This is a genomic window from Streptomyces marinisediminis (assembly GCF_026262575.1).
GTDB classification, from domain to species: Bacteria; Actinomycetota; Actinomycetes; order Streptomycetales; family Streptomycetaceae; genus Streptomyces; species Streptomyces marinisediminis.
The window spans coordinates 163,159-184,119 of the sequence record NZ_JAPKFL010000007.1 but is presented as its reverse complement, the minus strand read 5'-3'; the positions used below and the strand labels follow the sequence as shown (position 1 = coordinate 184,119).

At 73.9% G+C, this 20,961-nt stretch carries 23 protein-coding genes; 13 read left to right on the top strand and 10 right to left on the bottom strand.

What is annotated here, in order from left to right; translation table 11 throughout:
* Window positions 1-5 precede the first annotated feature (5 nt).
* Genes OSB71_RS08415 through ccsB form a run of 4 tightly spaced genes read left to right on the top strand, consistent with a single transcriptional unit; the run spans window position 6 to window position 4,483 of the window.
* Window positions 6-617, top strand: a complete 612-nt coding sequence (locus OSB71_RS08415) for a TlpA family protein disulfide reductase (protein ID WP_265945975.1) — start codon at window positions 6-8, stop codon at window positions 615-617.
* Between the two features lie 12 nt (window positions 618-629).
* The gene (locus OSB71_RS08410; RefSeq protein WP_265945973.1) at window positions 630-1,394 is read left to right on the top strand and encodes a cytochrome c biogenesis CcdA family protein; all 765 of its coding nucleotides are present in this window, start codon (window positions 630-632) and stop codon (window positions 1,392-1,394) included.
* 3 nt (window positions 1,395-1,397) lie between these two features.
* On the top strand, window positions 1,398-3,380 hold the full coding sequence (gene resB / locus OSB71_RS08405; RefSeq protein WP_265945971.1) for a cytochrome c biogenesis protein ResB: 1,983 nt from the start codon (window positions 1,398-1,400) through the stop codon (window positions 3,378-3,380).
* A complete protein-coding gene (gene ccsB / locus OSB71_RS08400; protein WP_265945969.1) occupies window positions 3,377-4,483 on the top strand; it encodes a c-type cytochrome biogenesis protein CcsB in 1,107 nt (368 codons plus the stop codon). Before resB ends, ccsB begins: the two co-directional genes overlap by 4 nt.
* A gap of 61 nt (window positions 4,484-4,544) precedes the next feature.
* Here the strand turns inward: ccsB and OSB71_RS08395 are convergent, their stop codons facing one another.
* The 3 genes from OSB71_RS08395 to OSB71_RS08385 all read right to left on the bottom strand — a co-directional run bounded on the left by OSB71_RS08395 (window position 4,545) and on the right by OSB71_RS08385 (window position 7,062).
* Window positions 4,545-5,081, bottom strand: coding sequence for a DinB family protein (locus tag OSB71_RS08395; protein ID WP_265945966.1), 537 nt, complete (start codon window positions 5,079-5,081; stop codon window positions 4,545-4,547).
* Between the two features lie 46 nt (window positions 5,082-5,127).
* Window positions 5,128-6,351: a polysaccharide deacetylase family protein gene (locus OSB71_RS08390; RefSeq protein WP_265945964.1), complete on the bottom strand. Its 1,224-nt coding sequence runs from the start codon at window positions 6,349-6,351 to the stop codon at window positions 5,128-5,130.
* 345 nt (window positions 6,352-6,696) lie between these two features.
* The gene (locus tag OSB71_RS08385; protein WP_265945962.1) at window positions 6,697-7,062 is read right to left on the bottom strand and encodes a PLD nuclease N-terminal domain-containing protein; all 366 of its coding nucleotides are present in this window, start codon (window positions 7,060-7,062) and stop codon (window positions 6,697-6,699) included.
* 101 nt (window positions 7,063-7,163) lie between these two features.
* Here OSB71_RS08385 and OSB71_RS08380 point away from each other — a divergent pair, with 101 nt between their 5' ends.
* Entirely contained in the window at window positions 7,164-8,609 is a 1,446-nt protein-coding gene (locus OSB71_RS08380) for a menaquinone biosynthesis decarboxylase (RefSeq protein ID WP_265945960.1), read from the top strand.
* Window positions 8,606-9,511, top strand: coding sequence for a menaquinone biosynthesis prenyltransferase MqnP (gene mqnP, locus OSB71_RS08375; protein WP_265945958.1), 906 nt, complete (start codon window positions 8,606-8,608; stop codon window positions 9,509-9,511). Before OSB71_RS08380 ends, mqnP begins: the two co-directional genes overlap by 4 nt.
* A gap of 12 nt (window positions 9,512-9,523) precedes the next feature.
* Here the strand turns inward: mqnP and OSB71_RS08370 are convergent, their stop codons facing one another.
* The 3 genes from OSB71_RS08370 to OSB71_RS08360 all read right to left on the bottom strand — a co-directional run bounded on the left by OSB71_RS08370 (window position 9,524) and on the right by OSB71_RS08360 (window position 10,879).
* On the bottom strand, window positions 9,524-9,742 hold the full coding sequence (locus tag OSB71_RS08370; RefSeq protein ID WP_265945956.1) for a DUF397 domain-containing protein: 219 nt from the start codon (window positions 9,740-9,742) through the stop codon (window positions 9,524-9,526).
* A gap of 71 nt (window positions 9,743-9,813) precedes the next feature.
* Window positions 9,814-10,032, bottom strand: a complete 219-nt coding sequence (locus OSB71_RS08365) for a DUF397 domain-containing protein (RefSeq protein WP_265945954.1) — start codon at window positions 10,030-10,032, stop codon at window positions 9,814-9,816.
* Window positions 10,022-10,879: a helix-turn-helix domain-containing protein gene (locus OSB71_RS08360; RefSeq protein WP_265945952.1), complete on the bottom strand. Its 858-nt coding sequence runs from the start codon at window positions 10,877-10,879 to the stop codon at window positions 10,022-10,024. The genes OSB71_RS08365 and OSB71_RS08360 overlap by 11 nt, the downstream gene beginning before the upstream one ends.
* Window positions 10,880-11,019: 140 nt before the next feature.
* Between OSB71_RS08360 and OSB71_RS08355 the strand changes: the two genes are divergently transcribed.
* Both OSB71_RS08355 and OSB71_RS08350 read left to right on the top strand, forming a co-directional pair.
* The gene (locus OSB71_RS08355) at window positions 11,020-11,241 is read left to right on the top strand and encodes a hypothetical protein (RefSeq protein WP_265945950.1); all 222 of its coding nucleotides are present in this window, start codon (window positions 11,020-11,022) and stop codon (window positions 11,239-11,241) included.
* A gap of 248 nt (window positions 11,242-11,489) precedes the next feature.
* Window positions 11,490-11,915 carry a hypothetical protein gene (locus tag OSB71_RS08350; RefSeq protein WP_265945947.1) on the top strand — a complete coding sequence of 142 codons (426 nt, stop codon included), beginning with the start codon at window positions 11,490-11,492 and terminating at the stop codon, window positions 11,913-11,915.
* Here the strand turns inward: OSB71_RS08350 and OSB71_RS08345 are convergent.
* The gene (locus tag OSB71_RS08345; protein ID WP_265945945.1) at window positions 11,893-13,104 is read right to left on the bottom strand and encodes a glycoside hydrolase family 64 protein; all 1,212 of its coding nucleotides are present in this window, start codon (window positions 13,102-13,104) and stop codon (window positions 11,893-11,895) included. The two genes, OSB71_RS08350 and OSB71_RS08345, sit on opposite strands and share 23 nt — an antisense overlap.
* A 184-nt stretch (window positions 13,105-13,288) precedes the next feature.
* Complete coding sequence (locus OSB71_RS08340; protein WP_265945943.1) at window positions 13,289-13,870, bottom strand: TetR/AcrR family transcriptional regulator; 582 nt, start codon at window positions 13,868-13,870, stop codon at window positions 13,289-13,291.
* Window positions 13,871-13,955: 85 nt separating this feature from the next.
* Here OSB71_RS08340 and OSB71_RS08335 point away from each other — a divergent pair, with 85 nt between their 5' ends.
* Both OSB71_RS08335 and OSB71_RS08330 read left to right on the top strand, forming a co-directional pair.
* Window positions 13,956-14,465, top strand: a complete 510-nt coding sequence (locus OSB71_RS08335) for a PH domain-containing protein (RefSeq protein WP_265945941.1) — start codon at window positions 13,956-13,958, stop codon at window positions 14,463-14,465.
* Window positions 14,462-15,985, top strand: coding sequence for a PH domain-containing protein (locus OSB71_RS08330; protein WP_265945938.1), 1,524 nt, complete (start codon window positions 14,462-14,464; stop codon window positions 15,983-15,985). The genes OSB71_RS08335 and OSB71_RS08330 overlap by 4 nt, the downstream gene beginning before the upstream one ends.
* Here OSB71_RS08330 and OSB71_RS08325 read toward each other — a convergent pair.
* Window positions 15,976-16,611: a rhomboid family protein gene (locus tag OSB71_RS08325; RefSeq protein ID WP_265945936.1), complete on the bottom strand. Its 636-nt coding sequence runs from the start codon at window positions 16,609-16,611 to the stop codon at window positions 15,976-15,978. The two genes, OSB71_RS08330 and OSB71_RS08325, sit on opposite strands and share 10 nt — an antisense overlap.
* A gap of 29 nt (window positions 16,612-16,640) precedes the next feature.
* Complete coding sequence (locus OSB71_RS08320) at window positions 16,641-17,759, bottom strand: hypothetical protein (protein ID WP_265945934.1); 1,119 nt, start codon at window positions 17,757-17,759, stop codon at window positions 16,641-16,643.
* Window positions 17,760-17,921: 162 nt separating this feature from the next.
* Here OSB71_RS08320 and OSB71_RS08315 point away from each other — a divergent pair, with 162 nt between their 5' ends.
* From OSB71_RS08315 to mqnE, 3 genes are all read left to right on the top strand, one after another.
* Window positions 17,922-18,587 (top strand): UbiX family flavin prenyltransferase, encoded by a 666-nt coding sequence (locus OSB71_RS08315; protein WP_265945932.1) that lies wholly within the window; start codon window positions 17,922-17,924, stop codon window positions 18,585-18,587.
* A 256-nt stretch (window positions 18,588-18,843) separates the two neighbouring features.
* Window positions 18,844-19,311, top strand: a complete 468-nt coding sequence (locus OSB71_RS08310; protein WP_265945930.1) for an Lrp/AsnC family transcriptional regulator — start codon at window positions 18,844-18,846, stop codon at window positions 19,309-19,311.
* Window positions 19,312-19,794: 483 nt separating this feature from the next.
* Entirely contained in the window at window positions 19,795-20,961 is a 1,167-nt protein-coding gene (gene mqnE / locus OSB71_RS08305; protein ID WP_265945928.1) for an aminofutalosine synthase MqnE, read from the top strand.

Below are 20,961 nucleotides of genomic sequence, written 5' to 3'. Positions count from 1 at the left end.
TTCACATGAGCATCCGCCGCGCCCTCCGGGGCCGCTTCACACGCCGCGTTGCCACCCCGCTGGCCGCCGCCGTGGCCGGGACTCTCCTGCTGACCGCCTGCGAGGGTGACGACGTCTCCTCCGGCAACGGAACGAACTACGTGCAGGGCACCGGCGAGATCAGCACGCTGCCCGAGGACCAGCGCCCCAAGGCCCCCGACCTCGTCGGCGAGGACCTGCACGGCCAGGAGCTGAAGCTCACCGACTACCGGGGCAAGGTGGTCGTCATGAACGTGTGGGGCTCGTGGTGCCCGCCCTGCCGAGCCGAGGCCCCCCACTTCGCCGAGGTCTCCAAGGAGCTCAAGGACGACGGCGTGGAGTTCGTCGGCATCAACACCCGGGACCTCGACGTCGTCATGGCCAGGAAGTACGACGAGGGCTACGGCATCGAGTACCCGAGCTTCTTCGACCCCAGCGGCAAGATGGTCCTCCACTTCCCCAAGGGCAACCTGAACCCCAGAGCCATCCCGTCCACGCTGGTCATCGACCGGGAGGGGCGGATCGCGGTGCGCGCGCTGAAGCCGCTCTCGGAAGAGGACCTGCGCGGCATCATCGAGCCGGTCCTCGCGGAGAAGTGAGCGGGGTCACCCATGAACCTGCTCGCCGCCGTCACGGACACCAACGACACCGTCCTGTCCGGGGCCCTGCTGCTCGCGCTGCCGATCGCGCTCCTCGCGGGCCTGGTCTCCTTCTTCTCCCCGTGCGTGCTGCCGCTCGTGCCGGGCTACCTCTCCTACGTCACCGGCGTGGGCGGCTCCGATCTGGCCGAGGCGCGGCGCGGCCGGATGGTGGGCGGCGCGCTGCTGTTCGTGCTCGGCTTCACCGCCGTCTTCGTCTCCACGGGGGCCGCCTTCGGCTACGTCGGTGACCACCTGCTGATGTACCAGGAGACGATCACCCGGGTGCTGGGCGTCTTCGTCATCGTGCTCGGGCTGTCCTTCATGGGCGCGCTGCCCTGGCTGCGGCAGCGCGAGTTCCGCATCCACCGCAAACCCACCGTGGGCCTGCTGGGCGCCCCGGTGCTGGGCCTGCTGTTCGGCCTGGGCTGGACGCCGTGCATCGGGCCGACGCTCGCGGCCGTCAACGCGCTGGCCTACAACGAGGCCAGCGCGGGCCGGGGCGCGCTGCTCATGGTGGTGTTCTGCCTCGGTCTTGGCCTGCCGTTCGTCGTCGCGGCGCTCGCCTTCCGGCGGGCGCTGGGAGCTTTCGGCTGGGTCAAGCGGCACTACGCCTGGGTGATGCGCGTCGGCGGCGGGCTGCTCGTCGCGGTGGGCGTGCTGCTGGTCACGGGGATCTGGAACGAGATCGTCTACAAGCTGCAGGTGTGGTCCGCGGACTTCACCGTGGGGATCTGAGGCATGAGTCACGTGGACAGCACCGACGTCGGCACGCGCGGCGAGGACGCCCGGGCGGGCGTGGCCGACGGTGAGGCGGGCGCGGCTGAGGCGCGCGGGACCGAGGCGGGCGCGGCCGACGCGCGCGCGGCCGACGCCGACGCGCGCGCGGCCCGGGCCGAGCTGACGACGACCCCCGCCGAGGAGCCCACGGGCGGCGCCGGTGAGCGGGGCGCCGCCGGGATCGGCGTCCTGGGCTGGGCCCGCTGGTTCTGGCGCCAGCTCACGTCCATGCGCGTGGCGCTGCTGCTGCTCCTGCTGCTCTCCCTGGGCGCCGTCCCCGGGTCGCTCATCCCGCAGAACGGCGTCGACGAGTTCCAGGTGGCCGAGTTCAAGGAGAACAACCCCACGCTCGCGGACGTCTACGAGGCGCTCCAGCTCTTCGACGTCTACAGCTCGGTGTGGTTCTCCGCGATCTACCTGCTGCTGTTCGTCTCGCTCATCGGCTGCATCGTGCCGCGCACCTGGCAGTTCGTGGGCCAGCTCCGCTCCCGCCCGCCGCGCGCGCCGCGCCGCCTGGACCGGATGCCCGCCCACGCCACCTGGCACACCGACGCCCCGCCCGAGGAGGTGCTGGACGCCGCGCGCGGCCTGCTGCGCGGCAGGCGGTTCCGCGTCGCGGGCGGGGACGGCGGCGCGGACTCCGTCGCCGCCGAGAAGGGGTACCTGCGGGAAGCCGGCAACCTCGTCTTCCACCTGGCGCTCATCGTCATGCTGGTGGCCTTCGCCGTCGGGCAGCTCTGGTACGTCGAGGGCGGCAAGCTCGTCGTCCAGGGCCACTCGTTCAGCAACACGCTGACCCAGTACGACGACATCCGCTCCGGCCCCTTCTACGACTACGAGGACCTGGGCACCTTCGGCTTCACCCTGGAGGAGTTCCACTCCGCCTTCGAGCCGTCCGGGCCGCAGAAGGGCACGCCGCGCGACTTCCGCGCCGACGTCTCCTACTGGGACAGCCTCGACGGGGCGGAGCACCAGGACACCATCGAGGTCAACAAGCCGCTGGCCATCGGCGACTCGCGCGTGCACCTGCTCAACCACGGCTACGCCCCCGTCGTCACCGTCCGCGACGGGCAGGGCGAGCTGGCCTACCGCGGGCCCGTCCCGTTCATCCCGCAGGACGACAACGGCACCGCGCAGGGCGTCATCAAGGTCACCGACTACCGCGACGCCGACGGCGAGCCCGACCAGCTCGGCTTCATCGGCCTGTTCACGCCCACCTTCGGCATCGACGACCGGCGCGGCCCGCACTCGACCTTCCCCGCGCTCAACTACCCGGTGCTCTCGCTGTCCGCCTACCACGGCGACCTCGGCGTGGACGCGGGCCTCCCGCAGAGCGTCTACCAGCTCGACGACACCAACATGGAGCCGTTCCAGGACGAGAGCGGCGACATCCTGCGCAAAGCACTGCTGCCCGGCGAGTCGCTGGAACTGCCGGACGGCGCCGGGACGCTGAAGTTCGAGCGCATCGAGCGCTGGGCGTCCTTCCAGATCTCCGAGAAGCCCGCGACGGGCTGGGCCCTGGGCGGTGCCCTCGCCGCGATCGCGGGGCTGGCCGCCTCGCTGTTCATCCAGCGGCGGCGCGTGTGGGTGCGCGCCCGGGCGGGAGCCGACGGGCGCACCGTGGTCGAGCTGGCCGGGCTGGGCCGCAGCGAGTCCGCCCGGCTCCCGGAGGAGCTCGGCACGCTCGCCGAGCGCCTGACCGCCCGCGCGGCCCGGTCCGACGCCGGGTCCGACGCCGTGCTGGAGGCCGGGTCCGACGCCCGTGGCGAGGCGTCCGCCGCCTCCGCCTCCGCCGCCGCCTCCGCCTCCGACGCCGACGACGCCGCCGAGTCCGGTGCCGCCGCCGGTGCCGACGCCGCCGACCCGGCGTCCGACGCCGCCGGTGCGGCGCCGCGCACCGTCCCCGCCCAGCCCGCCGATGAGCGCCCAAGGAGCGAACCGTGAACCTCGCCGCGGCGAACAACCAGGCTTTGGCCGACTTCAGCACCGTGCTGATCTACTCCGCCATGGCCGTCTACGTCCTGGCCTTCGTCGGCCACATCGCCGAGTGGGTCTTCGGCTCGCGGAGCAGGGTGGCCCGCACGGCGGAGGCGCTGAGCCCCGCGCGGTCCGCAGGGGCCGCCCCCGCGGGCCGGGGCGCGGCGGCCGGCGGCTCCGCGCGGGCCGCCGCGGGCGGCGGCACCGCCGTCCTGGACAGGCCCGCGGTCGTCACCCGCTCCGGCAGTGCCCGCGCCGACGTGCCCGACGGGCCCGGGGCGGCGGCCGGCGACGCCCGGGGCGACCTCTACGGCACCATCGCCCTCGCCCTCACCGTGCTGGCGTTCCTGATCCACGCCGCCGGTGTCGTCACGCGCGGCCTGTCCGTCCAGCGCGTGCCGTGGGCGAACATGTACGAGTTCTCCACGACGTTCTCGATGGTGGCCGTCGGCGCCTACCTGGCCTTCGTGGTCGCCAGGAAGAACGTGCGCTGGATCGGCCTGCCGCTGGTCACCACCGTCCTGCTCGACCTGGGCCTGGCCACGACCGTCCTGTACACCGAGAGCGACCAGCTCCCGCCCGCGCTGGACTCGTTCTGGCTGGTCATCCACGTCTCGCTGGCCATCGGCTGCGGCGCGCTGTTCTACCTCGGCGCCGTCGGCACGGTGCTGTACCTCTTCCGCGACCGGTACGAGGGGAAGCTGGAGCGGGGCGGGAGCCCGGGCGCGTTCGCCACCTCGGTGCTGGAGCGGCTGCCGTCCGCCGCGTCGCTGGACAAGTTCGCCTACCGGGTCAACGCGGCCGTCTTCCCGTTCTGGACGTTCACCATCGTCGCCGGGGCGATCTGGGCCGAGGCGGCGTGGGGGCGCTACTGGGGCTGGGACCCCAAGGAGGTCTGGTCCTTCATCACCTGGGCCGCCTACGCCTGCTACCTGCACGCCCGCGCGACCGCCGGGTGGAAGGGCCGCAAGGCCGCCTACCTGGCCCTCGCCGCGTTCGCCTGCTGGCTGTTCAACTACTACGGCGTGAACATGCTGGTGCCCGGGCTGCACTCCTACTCGGGTCTGTGACGCCCGCCGCCGGGCCGCGCGCGGCCCGGCGGCGGGCGCCCGGTGCGGCGGGCGCCGGTGCTCAGGAACCGGTGACGCCGTCGACGCGCTCGCGCACCAGGTCCGCGTGCCCGTTGTGGCGCGCGTACTCCTCGATCATGTGCAGGTAGATCCACCGCAGGCTGACCGTGGACGCGCCGAGCACCTCGGCCGCCCGGTCGCTCACCGTGCCGCCGTCGTCCAGCGTGCGGGCGGCGCACGCCTTGCGGGCGTAGGCGATCTGCGCGCGCCAGTCGGCCAGCGCCTCCGGCAGCCCGCGGCCCTCCACGAGGGTGAAGCCGTAGCCCTCCCCCTCGCCCTCGTACAGCCGGGGCGCGTCCTCTCCGGCCAGCACCGCGCGGAACCACTGCCTCTCGACGGTGGCCAGGTGCTGGACGAGGCCGAGCAGGGTGAGCGCGGAGGGCTCGACGCTGGCCGTCCGCGCCTGCGCGTCGGTGACGCCGCGGCACTTGAGCGCCAGCGTCTCGCGGTGGAAGTCCAGCCAGGACTCCAGCATGGTGCGTTCGTCGGCGTGCGGCGGGGGGACGGGTCGTGGGTCGTGCGGGGTGGTCGTCGTCATGGCAGCACCCTTACGGGTCCGGGTGCCGAAAGGGAAACGGTTTTCCTCAGGACAGGTAGGACGTCCAGCCACCGGTGGGCTCCCGGCCCACGCCCAGCGCGCGGAGCTTGGTGAGGACGGCCTCGTCCTGGACGTCCAGCCAGTCGCAGAGCTGGCGGAAGGAGACCAGCCGCACGTCGCGCCGGCTGCCGTCGGCCATGTGCTTGACGGCCTCCTCGACGGCGTCCATGTAGATGCCGCCGTTCCACTCCTCGAAGTGGTTGCCGATGAACAGGGGTGCGCGGTTGGTCTCGTAGGCGCGCTCGAAGCCCTGGGTGAAGGCGCCGACGGCCTCCTCGCGCCACGCGGCGTGGTGCGCGACGGGGCCCTGCGTGCTGTTCTTGGACTGGTTGGCGAGGATGTTGTAGTCCATCGACAGCACCTCGAACGAGCGCCCGGGGAAGGGCACGGACTGGAGTGGCAGGTCCCACACGCCCTGCTTCTTCGCGGGCCAGACCTGGAGCCCGCCCGGGGAGCTGGCGTCGTAGCGCCAGCCGAGCTCGGCGGCCGTCGGCAGCAGGTTCTCCTGGCCGAGCAGGCACGGCGTGCGGCCGCCTATGAGCTCCGTGTCGTAGTCGAACGGCAGCGGCTCCAGCTCCGTGAAGCCCGTGTTCGTGCGCCACTCCTTGACGAACGCCGCCGACTGCTCGATCTCCGAGCGCCACTGCCGCGGCGTCCAGTGCTCGACGGAGCCGCTGCCGCCGCAGAAGTGGCCGTTGAAGTGGGTGCCTATCTCGTGGCCCTCCAGCCACGCCGCCCGCAGGTTCTGCAGGGTGCGGCGGATGTTGTCGTCGTCCAGGTAGCCGATGTCGGAGGCGCCGCGCGGGTTGCCGGGCGGGTCGTAGAGGTTCCGCTTGCTCTCGGGCAGCAGGTACAGGCCGGAGAGGAAGAACGTCATGGCCGCGCCGTGGTCCCGCGCGACCTTCCGGAAGCGCGGGAACAGCCCGTTGCCCACCTCTCCGGCGCCGTCCCAGGAGAAGACGACGAACTGGGGCGGCCGCTCGCCGGGCTCCAGGGGGCGCGGCGCGGGCGGCTGGTTGGGCTGCGGCCCGGTGTCGGCCGTCGACCCGTCCCCGATCGGCGTCACCGTCGGGCTCGGACTCGGCTCCGGTCCCGACGCGCCCTTGCCGGGCGGCGCGTCGCCCTCCGACGGCCGGGTGCAGCCGGCCACTCCGAGCGCCGTCGCGGCGGCGCCCCACGTGAGCAGCTTGCGCCGGGAGACCCCGTCCATACGTACCCCTTCGCCTGTGCGGACGGTCGTGCACTGCCCAAGAGGTCTACACGCCGAGCCCGGGTTCCGAAAATCCCCGGGCTTTGCCCCGTTGTTACGCCGCCCCCGCGCGACACCGCGCGCCGGAGCGTCGCCCCTGCGCGACGCTCCTGGTGAGGCCGCCCCCGGCGCCGTCCGCCGAACCGCTCCGCGGCGGCCCGCGGACCCGCCCCGACGCGGGGCGGGGTGACGCACGACACCGGGGCGACGGCGCGGGCGGGCGACGGCGCCCGGGCCCGGCGCGGTCCCGGCCGAGCGGGCCCGCGTGGCCGGCGGCCGGGGCCGTCCCCCGGGCGCGCGGCCGGGTCAGCGTCCCTTCGGCGGGTCCTCCGGGCCCGTGTCGCGGGCGTCGCCGGAGGCGGGCGGCTCCTCGGGATCCGGGGAGCGGCGCCCGCCGGGGTCGCCGAGGGACTTCAGGAAGTTCGGGTTGTCGTCCGGCGCGACCCAGCGGCGCTCGTCGGCGCGGACGGCGCCGTAGGGGGCGTTGCGGCGCGGCCGTCCGGCGATGAACCAGGCCAGCGGGCCCACCAGCACCTGGCCGAACAGCAGGACGATGAAGACCCACGCCAGCTTCGGCAGCTTGCGGACCTCCTCATCGCGCGTGTTCAGCACGTCGATGAAGGCGTAGATCCACACTGCCAGGATCAGCAGGAACGGCAGATACCTCAGCATGCGGGTCAGCCCCCAGGTGTATCGCGGACGGGACGGCGGTACCGCCAGCCTAAACGGAGCCCCGCCGCACCCGCCCGCGTCCGTACCGGATACTGGCACGTATGGCATACGACGATCTCCGCTCGCTGCTGCGGGCCCTGGAGCGCGACGGCGACCTCAAGCGGATCACGGCCGAAGTCGACCCGTACCTGGAGGTCGGCGAGATCACCGACCGGGTCAACAAGGCCGGGGGCCCGGCGCTGCTCTTCGAGAACGTCAAGGGCTCGGCGATGCCGCTGGCCATGAACGTCTTCGGCACCGACCGGCGGCTGCTGAAGGCGCTCGGCCTGCGCTCCTACGACGAGATCAGCCAGCGCATCGGCGGCCTGCTCAAGCCCGAGCTGCCGCAGGGCTTCGTCGGCTTCCGCGAGGCGTTCGGCAAGCTCGCCGGCATGACGCACGTCCCGCCGAAGAAGGTGAAGGAGGCCCCCGTCCAGGACGTCGTGCTCACCGGTGACGACGTCGACCTGGAGGCGCTGCCCGCCCTGTTCACCTGGCCCGAGGACGGCGGCTCCTTCTTCAACCTGGGCCTGACGCACACCAAGGACCCGGAGACGGGCGTGCGCAACCTGGGCCTGTACCGGCTCCAGCGCCACGACCGGCGCACCATCGGCATGCACTGGCAGATCCACAAGGACAGCCGCAACCACTACCAGGTGGCCGCGCGGCGCGGCGAGCGGCTGCCCGTCGCCATCGCCTTCGGCTGCCCGCCCGCCGTCACCTACGCCTCCACCGCCCCGCTGCCCGGGGACATCGACGAGTACCTCTTCGCCGGGTTCCTCCAGGGCCGGCGCGTGGAGATGGTCGACTGCAAGACGGTGCCGCTCCAGGTGCCCGCGCAGGCCGAGGTCGTCGTCGAGGGCTGGCTGGAGCCGGGGAAGACGCTGCCGGAGGGCCCGTTCGGCGACCACACCGGCTTCTACACGCCGCAGGAGGACTTCCCGGCGCTGACCGTCGACTGCGTCACCATGCGCCGGCGCCCGCTGCTCCAGTCGATCGTCGTCGGGCGCCCGCCGACGGAGGACGGGCCGCTGGGCCGGGCCACGGAGCGCTTCTTCCTGCCGCTGCTGAAGATCATCATCCCGGACATCGTGGACTACCACTTGCCCGAGGCGGGCGGTTTCCACAACTGCGCCATCCTCTCGATCGACAAGAAGTACCCCAAGCACGCGCAGAAGGTGATGCACGCGGTGTGGGGCGCGCACATGATGTCCCTCACCAAGCTCATCGTCGTCGTGGACTCCGACTGCGACGTGCACGACCTGCACGAAGTCGCCTGGCGGGCGCTCGGCAACACCGACTACGCGCGCGACCTCACCGTCGTCGAGGGCCCGGTGGACCACCTCGACCACGCCTCCTACCAGCAGTTCTGGGGCGGCAAGGCGGGCATCGACGCGACCCGGAAGTGGCCCGAGGAGGGCTACGCGCGCGGCTGGCCGGAGATGGTCGTCTCCGACCCCGGCACCGCCGCCAAGGTCGACCGGCGCTGGCGGGAGTACGGCCTGTGAGCTCCGCGGCCGGGAACGCCACGCGGCCCCCGGGGAAGGTGCGCGCCTTCCTGCGCCTCGTGCTGATCGAACACTCCGTCTTCGCGCTGCCGTTCGCCTACATCGCGGCGCTGACGGCGATGTTCCTGCACGGCGGCTCCGTGCGGTGGTGGACGCTGCTCCTGGTCACCGTGGCCATGGTGTCGCTGCGCACGTTCGCGATGGCGGCCAACCGGATCATCGACCGCGAGATCGACGCCCGCAACCCGCGCACCGCGGGGCGCGAACTGGTCACCGGAGCGGTGTCGGTGCGCACCGCGTGGACCGGCTCGGCGGTCGCGCTCGCCGTCTTCCTGGCCGCCGCCGCCCTGCTGAACCCGCTGTGCCTGGCGCTGTCCCCGCTGGCCGTCGTGCCGATGGTCGTCTACCCCTACGGCAAGCGGTTCACCAACTTCCCGCACGCCGTCCTCGGGCTCGCGCAGGCCATCGGCCCGATCGGCGCCTGGCTCGCGGTCACCGGCGCCTGGTCCTGGGAGGCCGTCGTCCTCGGCTTCGCGGTGGGCGTGTGGATCGGCGGCTTCGACCTCATCTTCGCCTGCCAGGACGTGGCCGCCGACCGCGCGCAGGGCGTGAAGTCCGTCCCCGCGCGCTTCGGCATCGCCGCGGCCCTGTACGGCGCGCGCGCCAGCCACGTCGTCACGCTCGCCCTGCTGGCCTGGTACGCGCTGCTCACGGACGCGGGGGCGTTCTTCTGGGCGGGCCTGGCCGTCGTCGCGGTCGCCTTCGTCTACGAGCACTCCCTGGTGCGCCCCGGCGACCTCTCCCGCCTCAACCGCGCCTTCTTCACGGTCAACGGCTTCATCGGCATCGCCCTGTTCACCTGCGCCCTCGCCGACCTGGCGACGCGCGGCCTCACCCTGTGACCCCCCACCCCGTCAGGCGGTGAGCCCCCCGCCCCGCAACGCGCCGACGAACGCCGCCCCCTCGGCGGCGGGGAGGGTGAGCTGCGGGCCGTGGCGCCGCTTGGAGTCGCGCACGGGCACGACGCCGTGTGGGAGGAGGCCACGCGAGACCTCGACACACTGTCCGCCGTCTCCGTCGCTGTAAGACGACTTGATCCACTCCGCTGCGGTGTGAAGCGGCTCAGCGCTCATGGCGGTACTCCTCCAGCACGGGCGGCGTGACGCCGTCCGGGGCAGTGCGTTCGTTCCCGGACGCTGACAGTTCAGGCGGTGAGCCCGCCGTCGCGCAGGGCGCTGACGAAGGCGGCCCACTCGGGGGCGGGCAGGGTGAGCTGGGGGCCGTGGTGCCGCTTGGAGTCGCGCACGGGCACGACGCCGTGTGCGAGGAGGCCACGCGAGACCTCGACACACTGTCCGCCGTTCGACCCGCTGTAGGACGACTTGATCCACTCGGTGGTCACGAGGTTCGGTTCAGTGCTCATGGCGGTACTCCTCCATTACGGACAGCATGAGGGCGCGGGAACTCGTCAGGGACAGTGCGTTGGCTCTCAAACGATCATAGTCTTCCAGGGCTGCGCTTACGGTGTCCGCTTGGTCGTACAGTTTTCCGCCCGACGGCCCGTCTGAGTAGAGGACGGTGGGCGACGAGTCGAACGTGAGAAGCGTGAAGGCCGCCAGGTGCGCCGCGGAAGCACCGGCCGAGAACGGGATGACCTGAATGTCGACTTGTGGTGAGTCAGCGGCTTCCACGAGGTAGGCGAGTTGCTCGGCCATCACTTCCGGCCCGCCTACCACCGTGCGCAGGCACGCTTCGTGCAGCACGACCCACACAGTCGGGGCACTGGTCTCATCGAGTACGTGGCGGCGTGCCAAGCGTGCTTCCACCTTGCCTCGGACGATCTCGGCGCATGCCCGTGGATATCCGGCGCGGAAGATGGCGCGAGCGTACTCCTCAGTCTGAAGCAGACCCATGATGCTCGTCACCGAGTAGTCCAGGATGCCGGACGCCTTGCCCTCCAGTTCCAGGTAGGGCCAGAACCAACTCGGATGATCGCCTTCCTCGATGCGGTGCAGGAGGCTGCTGAACAACTCCCCGGTGCCGAAGGCCATGTCACACCCCTTGGCGAACCGTGGGCTTGGCCTTTGCTTCCCGGTCTCCACCAGGCTGACGTACGCCTCCGAGTAGCCGGTGGCCCTGCCCAGATGCCTTTGCGTGATCCGCCGTGCCAACCGTACTTGTCGGACGTCAAGCCCGAAGCGCTGAAGTGGATTCAAGCTCCTGTGACCGAAGGTTTCGTCCAGTGCTCTGACCTCCCACAACTGTTGCATACTAAGGGTAGCCATCCAGTGACCCACTTTAGCGGCATGGCTCAAGGTGCTCAATGCGCTAGGCGGCTGGGCTTCGACGGTCACCAATTGACTACGAAGAGCGGGCCCGGCGAGGGGTGCGCGCGTAGCGAGGAGTGGCCGTGGTGATCGCTGAAGGACGGCTGGCCGACGCGCAGTCGGCGGCGGAGGAGTTGCGGCGGGCGTGCCGCGAGGCTGGTGTGGGACTGCCGGGCGTGCGGGTGGACGAGCGGGTGTGGGACTCCCCGGCGCACGGTCCGGTGCGGCTCGTGGAGTTGGGTGGGGCGCTGCCCGACGCGGCCCGGGAGCTCGCGGCCGCGCTGCGCCAGGCGGCCGCCTCGTGAGCGGCTGTGCCACGTGCGCGGAACTCCGTGCGCGGATGGCGGCGGCGCGTGCGGTCGGCGACTGGTCGGCGGTCACCGACTGCGTCGTGCTGATGCGGAGGCACGCCGGGCGGTGCGCCGGGCCGGAGACCGGGGAGGCGGGGCGTGAGTGAGCGGGGGCGGGCGCCCCGGATCTCGGCTGACGAGCTGGCCCGCAGGGTCGCGGAGTGGCTGCGGGCGGTTCGGGAGCACCTGGAAAGGCTGGGCCGGTGAGGCGGGGCGTCACCCGCTACTGGACGCAGGTCGTGGGTGAGGGGGCTGTGCGTGGGGACTGGGTGGCCGTCGTCCTCGGCGCGTGCCAGACGCGCACGCCCGACGGGGCGCTGAACTGGCTCCGTGCGCAGGCGTGGCGACTGGCGGACCGGCTGGAACCCGAGCCGGGCGGCGCCTGGTGGGCGCCGCCCGGGGCCCTGCGCCCGCGCCCGGACTCCGACGGGGACGCGGGGGTGTCCGGTCGGATGCGGGCCTGGGTGCTGGAGCCGGGACGTCAACGGGCCGCGTTGGGCGCGCTGATCGCCTGCCGGCCGCTGGACGTCGTCTTCGGGGACGTCACCGCGCGGTACGTGCTGCGCGCGCGGCCGGTGTCGCTGCCGTCCCGTGGCGGGCCGGGGGTCAGTCGAAGGGGGTCAGGGTGATGTGGGCGTTGCGGGGGGCGGCGTCGTGGACGAGGGACTCGTGGGCGCCGACGTCGTCGAAGGCGAAGGCGTACGCCTTGCCGTCGCGCATCTGCTGGTGGATCAGGCGGGCGTAGTGGTTGGTCACCGGGTCTCGGTAGAAGCCGGAGGCGTCCCTGTCGGGCTGGTGGCTGTTGGTGAGCAGGGTGGTGCGGTGGTAGCCCGCGCACAGGGTGCGGGCGATGGGGCCGCGCACCTGGTCGTTGGGGGCGTCCAGGAGCTTGTGGCAGCCGAAGACGGAGTCCGCGTCCGGCTTGGCGAAGGAGGTGACGACGGACCCGGAGGCGTCCGTGAAGTGCATGCGGTCGCCGTCGACCCTGCCGTGGTACTTCGTGCCGGGGTCGTGCGCGAAGGGGGTCACGGTCAGCGTCTCGTGCCGGTACTTCGCCCAGACGCGGTCGATGTAGTCGTCGATCACGTCCGGGCGGAGGATGCCGGAGCCGACGGCGTGGCCGGGGGAGAGGGCGCGCAGCACCGTGCCGTCGGCGCGGGTGCGGACCAGGTTCTCCCAGCCGCCGCCCTGGGCGCGCAGGCCGTCCAGGACGGCCCGGTAGCCGCCGGGGCGGAGCCGCCCGGTCTCCTCGGTGGTGCCGTCGGCGGCGGTCAGGCCGACGGTGTACGGGGCGGAGAACATGTCCACCTGGGTGGAGTTGATCCACAGGCCCGCGTCGTTGAGCGTGTACTCGGTCCAGTTGAACAGGGTGTCGTGGTTGGGGTCGGCCGGGTTCTGCACGGCGGGCTGGACCAGGCCGCCGTCGGCCAGCCGGAAGTCCAGCTTCCGCCCGTAGGAGAAGTAGACCCGGCCGGAGAACTTCGGCAGCCGCAGCGTCATGGAGCGGCCGTCGGCCGGGCCCGGGAACGACGCGTCGGGCGCGGGCACCGGCGGGGTGGCGCCGCGGGGCCAGGGGTGGAAGGTCCCGTCGGCGTCGGCGTAGCCCTGCCGTCCGGTGGAGAGCTGGGTGCCGATCACGTACACGTGCACCGGGTCGGCGCGGCCGGAGTCGTTGGTGAGGGTCAGCGGGATGGTGTCCGCGGCGGCGGCGACCGCGGGTTCGGCCGCGGCCGGAGCGGCGGGGCCCGCGGTGAGCACGCCCGCGGCGACGGCCGCCGCGGCGGCGAGGGATGCCAGCAGTCTGCGTGGGGGGCGCATCCGTTCCTCCTCGTGGGGGGGGGGGGATGGGGTCGAGGCGTCGCCAGCGTCGCGTGAGAGCGCTCTCATGTCAACGCGTCGCGCAGCGGAACCTTGCGGTGGGCCCTCTCGGGCGGGGTCGCCCGGCGCTTCGGCGTCCGCTCGGGCGTCTGCCGCGGCCCGGGCCGGTGGGGCGGGTGGGGGCTCACTCCCCGCGCAGGAGGACGCCGCGCTCCAGGGTGCGGGTGACGCGGGCGACGGCCTCGTGCTTGGCCAGGACGCCCTCGCCCATCGCCTCCCAGCCCGCCGACGTCAGGTACCACAGGCAGCGGATGAACCAGTCGACGTCGATTCCGGTGTCGAAGTAGCCCTGCGCGCGCCCGCGTTCGTAGAGGGCGCCGACCGGCCAGTGCGCCTTCTCCCAGGCCTCGGTGTCCCAGGTGGCGTCGGTGACCTGCGTCTCGTTGAACAGGAAGTTCACCCGGGGGCCCAGCTCGAACAGGGCCGGCACGAGGCGGCGGAGCGCCTCGGCGGGGGTGCCCCGGTCGAGTGCCGCCTCCTCGATCGTGCGGGCGGTGGCCTGGCTGGCGTCCTCGAACAGCGCGGAGACCAGGGCCGCCCGGTCGGGGAAGTAGCGGTGCAGGGTGCTGCGGCCGACCTCCGCGGCCCTGGCGATCTCGCTGAGCGAGGCGGTGCGGTCCTCGGTGAGCACGGCGAGGGCCGCGTCCAGGATGGCCCGCCGCGTCCGTGCCGTGGTTCCGGGGGGCGGGGACGCGGGTCGGGGCATGGGACGAGGATAGACCGCTGTGCCATCACGGGAGTGCGGCGTACGACCGTGGCGCATGCTGTTCTGCTATGGGACACTGTGTCCCATGCTGACTCATGCCGTACCGGACGGGATAGGCCTGCGCCCGCCCCGTCACCGCGTGGAGCGTCGCACCATCGCCCTGTGGGCGGTGCGCGCGGTGGGCGGCGCGGTGGCCGCCGCGGCGCCGCCCACCCTCGTCCACCTGCTGTGGCCGGACGCCCGCCCGTGGGCCGGACCGCTGCTGGCCGTGGTGGCCGGGCTCGGCGTGCTGCACGCCCTGGTCATGCCCGGCGTGCGGTACGCCGTCCACCGCTGGGAGGTCACCGACGCGTCGGTCTACGCCGCCGGCGGCTGGGTGGTGCGGGAGTGGCGCGTCGCGCCCGTCTCCCGCATCCAGACCGTGGACACCACGCGCGGGCCGGTGGAGCGGCTCCTCGGCCTGTCCACCCTCGTCGTCACCACCGCCTCCTCCAGCGGCGCCGTCCGCGTCCGCGGGCTCGCCCCGGCGGTGGCCGAGGAGGCGGCCGAGCGGCTCAACACGCTCACCCAGCGCACCCCGGGGGACGCCACGTGAGCGGGTCCGCGCCCGAGGCGCCCTGGCTGCGCCTGGACCGCCGCATGGTGGCGGTCGACGCGCTGCGCCTCGTCCTGGCCCAGCTCCCGGCCCTCGTCGCGCTGGTCGTCGTCGGGGTGGACGCCGACACCGTGTGGCCCCTGCTCGGGGTGGCCGCGTTCGGCGCGGTGAGCGCCGTCGCCGACCTCGTGCGCTGGTCCCGCACCCGGTACCGGGTCACCGCCGAGCACGTCGAGCGGCGCACCGGGCTGTTCGTCGTCCGCCACCGCTCGGTGCGCCGCGACCGCATCCGCAGCGTCGACGCCGACGCGCGCCTGCTGCGGCGGCTGGCCGGGCTGCGTCGCGTCACCATCGGCGCCGGGCAGGTGAACACCGCCGGGGAGTCCGCGCTCACCCTGGACGCGCTCTCGCTGGACGCCGCCCTCGCGCTCCGCCGCGACCTGCTGGACGGGGCCGGGCCCCCCGACGCCCTCGCCACGCTGGCGCGCTTCCGCTGGACGTGGGTCTTCTACAACATGGTGAACGTGTGGGCCTACGTCATGGCCGCGGGGCTGCTGTGGGGCGCGTACTGGACGGCGACGATGTTCGGCGCGGACCCCGGCGGGTGGGTCGGCGGCCTCGCCGACTGGGACGCGCTCGGCCCCTGGCGCACCGCCCTCGTCGTGCTCGCCGCCGTGGGGCTGCTCGGCTTCCTCGGCATGGCCGGGGCCTACTTCACCGAGCACGCCCACTTCCGGCTCGAACGCGTCCCCACCGAGAACGGCACCGCCCTGCGCACCACGCAGGGGCTGCTGAAGACCCGCGAGATCACCCGCGACGACGCCCGGCTGCGCGGCGTCGCCCTCTCCGAGCCGCTGCTGTGGCGGTGGGCGGGGGTGACGGACACCTCCGTCATCACCACCGGCCTGTCCCGCTGGAGCGTCGCCGCCACCGTCCTGCCGCGCGGCCCGCGCGGGGTGGCGCGGCGGGTCGCGGACGCCGTGCTGGCCGAGCCGGTCAGCCCCCTCGCCGCACGCCTGGCGCCGCACCCCGCGGCCGCGCGGCGCCGCCGCCTGTGCTGGGCGGCCGCCGTCGCCGCCGCCGGCGCGCTCGTCCTGTACTGGCTCGCCGCCACCACCGCGCTGCCCGCCGCCACCTGGTGGCTCGGCGCCCTGGCCCTGCTGCTCCCCGGGGCGCTGCTCGCGGAGGCCGGGTACCGCGCGCTGGGCCACGCCGTCAGCGGGCGGTACCTGGTTCTGCGCTCCGGAGCCGTCAGCCGGGCGACGTCCGCGCTGCGCCGGGACGCCGTGAGCGGGGTCCGCGTCCGGCAGTCGCTCCTCCAGCGGCGGCTGGGCCTGGCCACGGTCAGCGTGAGCACCGCCGCGGGGTACGGCGTCTACACCGCGCACGACCTCGCGGCCGCCGACGCCGCCCCCTTCGCCGCCGACGCCCTGCCCCACCTCGCCCCGTTCCTGGCGGCGCCGGGGGAGCGGCCCCCGGCGCGGGACCCCCGGGGCCGCGCGGCCGTCCGTCAGCTGTAGGGGCTGGGGCCGATGCCCTGGCGCGGCGCGCGGCGCGCGGGGGTGCGGCGCAGCCAGAACGCGGCCAGGACGCCGCCGACGAGGCCGAAGAGGTGGCCCTGCCAGGAGACGCCGGAGGACGTGGGCAGCACCCCCCACAGGATCGAGCCGTACAGCAGGAGCACGGTGACGCCGACGGTGATGTCCAGCGCGTCGCGCTCGACGAACCCGCGCACCAGCAGGTAGCCGAACAGGCCGAAGACGACGCCGGAGGCGCCCGCGGTGTTCGTGCCGCCGGGGGCGGTGAGCCACACCCCGAGCCCGCTGACGACGATGATGACGAGCACCACGCCGATGAACCGGGCCAGCCCGCGCACGGCCGCGAGGAAGCCGAAGATCACCAGGGGCACGGTGTTGGCGGCCACGTGGTCCCAGCCGAAGTGGAGGAACGCGGCCGGGAAGATGTCGAGCAGCTCGTCGAGTTGGCGCGGCTCGATGCCGTACTCGCCGACGATCATCCCGTTCGCGGTGTCGAACGCGGCCAGCAGCCACAGGAGCGCGGCCCAGGACAGCATGAACGTGGCCGCCGTGACCGCCCGGGAGCGGCGGGACGCGGGCGCGCCCGTGCCCCTCGGTCCGTACGCCATCCCTACCCCCTGTGCACCACCGCCGACTGCTACAGCTCCAGCGTACGCAACGTGTGCAGCAGGGAGGAGAGCTCCGGCTCACGCAGGGTGGCGTAGGTGAGGGCGGCCAGCAGGTCCTGCGGGTGCAGCTCGCGGGCGCCGCCGGGCGCGGCCACCCGGGTGACCTCGCCCGGCGCGAACTCCAGGCGCAGCGGCAGCGGGCCGGCGTCCGCCGGGGCGTCCGGGTCGAGGCGGGCGAGGTCCACGGTGAGGGTGGACAGCGCGCCGTGGCGGAGGGCGAGGTCGAGGTCCACCCGGTGGTCGGGGGCGTGCTCCAGCCGGGTCAGGTCCGGGTCCCCGAGCCGGTGGGTGATGGGCCGCAGGGCCGCGGCCAGGCTCAGCGCGGCGTCCCGGGCGGGCAGCGTGACGGTGACGCGTTCGGCGCCGTCCCGGGTGCCGCCGTCGCGCACGGAGCCGTGCCCGGTCAGCGTGGCGCGCACCGCGTCGGCCAGGTGCCGCTGCACGTCGGCGGTGGTCAGCACGGAGGTGGAGCGGGTGAGCCGCTCGGCCGGTTCGCCGGACTCGCCGCCCAGCACCTCCGCGAACTCCCCGAACGCCGCCGGGTCGACCCGCACCCACCGGCCGCGCAGCGCCGACTGCGCCACGTGCAGCGAGGAGGGCAGGTCGTCGGTGAGCTCCTCCAGCTCCGGGGCGTGCCGCAGCACCGGCCCGCGGTGGCCGACCTCCGTGGCCAGCGCCTCCAGGCCCACGCGCACGTACAGCTCGTCGCCGACCGACTTCACCCCGAGCACGTCCCGGCCGCCGAAGTTGAGCGCGGCGGCGGTCTCCAGGCGCGCGGAGTCCGGCAGCTCGCGCAGGGGCCCGTCGGCCCGCACGGCGGCGGCGAACTCCAGGTCGGCCAGCAGCCGGGCCTGCTCCCGCAGCCGCCACGGCTGCGCCCGGGGCCCGGCGCGGTGGGCGAGGTAGCGCTCGATCCGCCGCGGCGAGGCGTCCAGACGCGCGGTCACGGACACCGCGTCGCGCGCGCCGAGGCGCTCGACGGCGGCGGCGACGCGCATCGCCGTGGTGACCTGCTCCGTCGCCCGGCAGGCCACCGCGCCGCCGACGAGGAGGGCGACGCAGACGGCGACGGCGACGACGCCGGTCACCACGGGGGCCCGGCGCGGGCGGCGCGGTGTGTCGGTGCGCGTGGCGATGGCGTGCTCCCTGGCTCGGCGGGCGCCCCGGCTGCGGCGGCGCGGCTCGGCGCGCCGGGACGCGCGCCGAGGGCCACGCTAGCGCCCGCCCGCCGGGGCCGTAGGCTCGACCGGGTGACCGACGTCGAGCGCCGCCCGTGGATCGTCGGCGTCTCCGGAGCCTCCGGGACGCCCTACGCCGCCGCCGTGCTGCGGGCCCTGCTCGCGGCCGGCGAACCCGTGGACCTGGTGGTCAGCCGGGCCGCGCGGTTGACGCTGCTGGACGAGACCGGGCACCCCTTCCGCGACGCCCACTGGGCCGACGACCTGCGCCGCTGGCTGGCCCGGGGCGCCGACGGCTCGCCCGAGGCGTTCGGCGAGGTCGGCGTGGCGGACGTGCGCCACTGGTCGGCCGGTGACCTGGCCGCCGGCCCGTCCTCCGGCTCCTACCCGGCGCGCGGCATGCTCATCGTCCCCGCCTCCACGGCGTGCGTGGCCGGGGTGGCGCTCGGGCTGTCCAAGGACCTGCTCCAGCGCACGGCCAGCGTCACGCTCAAGGAGCGGCGGCCGCTGGTGGTGGCCGTGCGGGAGACGCCGCTGAACGGGCAGACGCTGCGGCACCTGGTCACGCTGGACGAGGCGGGCGCGGTGGTGCTTCCCGCCTCGCCCGCCTTCTACGCCGGGGCGCGGCACATCCAGGACGCCGTGGACTTCGTCGCGGGTCGCGCGCTCGACGCCGTCGGGGTCCCGCACACGCTCTACCGCCGCTGGTCGGGGGAGCTGGGCGCGGGGCAGGGGTGACGCCGGGGCGGTGGCCCGAGCGGGGGCGCGCGGGGTGATCGTCCAGCGCGCGACGCCGGGCGCACGCCCCGTGCACGGGGGCGTCCCGGGCCCGCGCACGGCGCCGTCCCGGGCCCGCGCGCCGGGTTGGCGGGGAGTCCCCGCGCGGGGTGCGCGGGGGCCCACGAGGGAACACCTCGCAGGCGCTGAGGCGCCGATGGCTTAGATTCTCATTGCGTAAGGACGCACGGGCAACGCAGTGGAAGGCAGCGGACGCATGGACGCGGTGGACAGACAGCTCATCCAGGCGCTGCGGGAGAACGGCAGGGCCTCCTACGCGGAGCTGGGTCGGCTCGTCGGCCTCTCCGGGCCCAGCGTCACCGACCGGATCAACCGCCTGGAGGCGGCCGGGGTCATCACCGGCTACCGCGCGACCGTCGACGCCCCGAGCCTGGGCCTGGGCGTCACCGCGCTGATCGGCATCTCGCTCACCGACGCCACCGACCACGAGGACGTGGCCGGGCGGCTGCGCAAGCTGGTGGAGATCGAGGACTGCTGGTTCATCGCGGGCGACGACTCCTACATGCTCAAGGTCCGCGCCACCGACGTGGACGGGCTGGAGCGCACGATCCGCCGCCTGTCCGGCACCGAGGGCGTCTCGCGCACCCGGACCACGATCGTGCTCTCCACCAAGTGGGAGAACCGCGTCGGCGAACTGCCGGACCCCGAGGCCGACGGCGACTGACGGCCGACGGCGACTGACGGCCGTGGCGGCTGACGGCCGTCGGCGACCGGCGCCGTCTGGCCGGCGTCGTCGGTGGCCGGCGCCGTCGGTGGCCGGCTGCCGTCGGCCGACGCGGGTGCCGGACCCGGCCCGCGTCGACCCCGCGACCGGGGCCCGGCCGACGCCGTCCGGCCGTGGGCCCCGGGGCCCGGTTCCGTAGGCCGTGGGCTTGGTTCCGTCCCGCCCCGGGGCGGGCTCCGCCCGGCCGGGGACGGTTCCGTCCACCCCCGGGCTCCGCTTCCTCCGGCCCGGAGGGCTCCGCTTCGTCCGGGCGCGGGGCCGGTCCCGCGCACTCCGGGCGAGTCCCGTCCGCCCCGGGCGGCCCCGCTCCGTCTCCCGCGCCGCCGGGCCAGCCCCGCCCCGACTTGTCCGGAAAGGGGTGGCGTACGCTCGTCTGCGGCGCGAGCGGCGAGCGAGCTGCCAGGACTCAGGGAGGCGCGAGGTATGGACGCTGGGCTCAAGCGGGAGCTGGCGGAGAAGGTCCGCTCCGGCGAGCGGCTGACCCGCGAGGACGGCCTCGCCCTCTACGCCTGCGACGACCTGGCCTGGCTCGGCGGCCTCGCCCACGAGGTGCGCACCCGCAAGAACGGTGACGCGGTCTACTTCAACGTCAACCGGCACCTCAACATGACCAACGTGTGCACCGCCTCGTGCGCCTACTGCTCCTTCCAGCGCAAGCCGGGCGAGAAGGACGCGTACACGATGCGCATCGAGGAGGCCGTGAAGCTCGCCGGGGAGATGGAGGGCGAGCACCTCACCGAGCTGCACATCGTCAACGGCCTGCACCCCACGCTCCCCTGGCGCTACTACCCGCGCTCGCTGCGCGCGCTGAAGGAGGCGCTGCCGGAGTCCGTCTCGCTCAAGGCGTTCACCGCCACCGAGATCCACCACTTCGAGACGATCTCCGGCCTGGACGCGAGCGAGATCCTGGACGAGCTGATCGACGCGGGCCTGGAGTCGCTGACCGGCGGTGGCGCGGAGATCTTCGACTGGGAGGTCCGCCAGCACATCGTGGACCACGCGACCCACTGGGAGGACTGGTCGCGCATCCACCGCCTGGCGCACGCCAAGGGCCTGAAGACCCCGTGCACCATGCTGTACGGGCACATCGAGGAGCCGCGCCACCGCGTCGACCACGTGCTGCGGCTGCGCGAGCTCCAGGACGAGACGGGCGGCTTCCAGGTCTTCATCCCGCTGCGGTACCAGCACGACTTCGTCGACCTCAAGGACGGCAAGGTGCGCAACCGCCTCCAGGCGCGCACCACCATGGCCACCGGCGCGGAGGCACTGAAGACGTTCGCCGTCTCCCGGCTGCTGTTCGACAACGTGCCGCACGTGAAGGTCTTCTGGGTCATGCACGGCGTGCAGACGGCGCAGCTCGCGCTCCAGCACGGCGCCGACGACATGGACGGCTCCGTCGTCGAGTACAAGATCACGCACGACGCGGACAACTTCGGCACCCCGGACAAGCTGACCCGCGAGGACCTGCTGGAGCTCATCCGCGACGCCGGTTTCCGCCCCGTCGAGCGCAACACCCGCTACGAGACGGTGCGCGAGTACCCCGGCCCCGACCCGGACCGGCGCGAGTCGCCGCAGCCGATGCGGGTGTGA

Coding starts and splice junctions, on each gene's coding strand:
- OSB71_RS08410 (WP_265945973.1), top strand. CDS start 630: ATGAACCTGCTCGCCGCCGTCACGGACACCAACGACACCGTCCTGTCC.
- OSB71_RS08415 (WP_265945975.1), top strand. CDS start 6: ATGAGCATCCGCCGCGCCCTCCGGGGCCGCTTCACACGCCGCGTTGCC.
- OSB71_RS08345 (WP_265945945.1), bottom strand. CDS start 13,104: ATGCGCCCCCCACGCAGACTGCTGGCATCCCTCGCCGCCGCGGCGGCC.
- OSB71_RS08365 (WP_265945954.1), bottom strand. CDS start 10,032: ATGAGCACTGAACCGAACCTCGTGACCACCGAGTGGATCAAGTCGTCC.
- OSB71_RS08370 (WP_265945956.1), bottom strand. CDS start 9,742: ATGAGCGCTGAGCCGCTTCACACCGCAGCGGAGTGGATCAAGTCGTCT.
- OSB71_RS08395 (WP_265945966.1), bottom strand. CDS start 5,081: ATGACGACGACCACCCCGCACGACCCACGACCCGTCCCCCCGCCGCAC.
- OSB71_RS08360 (WP_265945952.1), bottom strand. CDS start 10,879: ATGCAACAGTTGTGGGAGGTCAGAGCACTGGACGAAACCTTCGGTCAC.
- mqnE (WP_265945928.1), top strand. CDS start 19,795: ATGGACGCTGGGCTCAAGCGGGAGCTGGCGGAGAAGGTCCGCTCCGGC.
- OSB71_RS08325 (WP_265945936.1), bottom strand. CDS start 16,611: ATGGCGTACGGACCGAGGGGCACGGGCGCGCCCGCGTCCCGCCGCTCC.
- OSB71_RS08385 (WP_265945962.1), bottom strand. CDS start 7,062: ATGCTGAGGTATCTGCCGTTCCTGCTGATCCTGGCAGTGTGGATCTAC.
- OSB71_RS08380 (WP_265945960.1), top strand. CDS start 7,164: ATGGCATACGACGATCTCCGCTCGCTGCTGCGGGCCCTGGAGCGCGAC.
- OSB71_RS08390 (WP_265945964.1), bottom strand. CDS start 6,351: ATGGACGGGGTCTCCCGGCGCAAGCTGCTCACGTGGGGCGCCGCCGCG.
- OSB71_RS08340 (WP_265945943.1), bottom strand. CDS start 13,870: ATGCCCCGACCCGCGTCCCCGCCCCCCGGAACCACGGCACGGACGCGG.
- resB (WP_265945971.1), top strand. CDS start 1,398: ATGAGTCACGTGGACAGCACCGACGTCGGCACGCGCGGCGAGGACGCC.
- OSB71_RS08335 (WP_265945941.1), top strand. CDS start 13,956: ATGCTGACTCATGCCGTACCGGACGGGATAGGCCTGCGCCCGCCCCGT.
- OSB71_RS08310 (WP_265945930.1), top strand. CDS start 18,844: ATGGACGCGGTGGACAGACAGCTCATCCAGGCGCTGCGGGAGAACGGC.